The following is a 523-nucleotide window of genomic DNA, read 5'->3' on the forward strand; positions in this document are numbered from 1 at the left end:
ACTTATCAATTAAGCATCCAAAGATTAAAAAAAGGAATAGTAGTTCAGTTCTATCAATATCTAACCACTACTAAACAATCATCATGTGGAACCTAATTAATCCTTGGTTAACAAAATTAAATAATGGTCTTAATAAGATCAGTGCCTATTACCTAACTTATCAAAACCAATGGCTTAATTTAGCTTTATTAACAATTCTTTTATTATTTTTACCTCATCTCTTATGTTTAATAGATTTTCTTTTTAAAGCTTTATATTATATTTTGAAATTTATTTATTATTTCTTTAAATATCTCATCTCATTTTTTAAGAAAGGGAAATAACGATGGAAATTAAATTATCCCAACGTACCAAAGCCTGGTACCAACATCGTAAAAAATTTATCAACGCTTCGGAAATTGGTAGTATCACAGGTAATGACAAATTCCGTTCTTTAGAACAATTAGTTCATGATAAAATCTTTGGCACTACTTTCACAAGCAACAAATACACCGAACATGGTAACAAAATGGAACCAATCGCC

Annotated in this window: 1 protein-coding gene; it reads left to right on the forward strand. The window is 28.3% G+C overall.

Annotated features, from left to right (window positions below; all coding sequences use genetic code 11):
* Nucleotides 1-325: 325 nt before the first annotated feature.
* A partial coding sequence (locus tag J8J04_RS03060; protein WP_212332256.1) for a YqaJ viral recombinase family protein occupies nt 326-523 on the forward strand: 198 nt, incomplete at its 3' end.

It is taken from the genome of 'Fragaria x ananassa' phyllody phytoplasma (assembly GCF_018274325.1).
Lineage (GTDB): Bacteria > Bacillota_I > Bacilli_A > Acholeplasmatales > Acholeplasmataceae > Phytoplasma.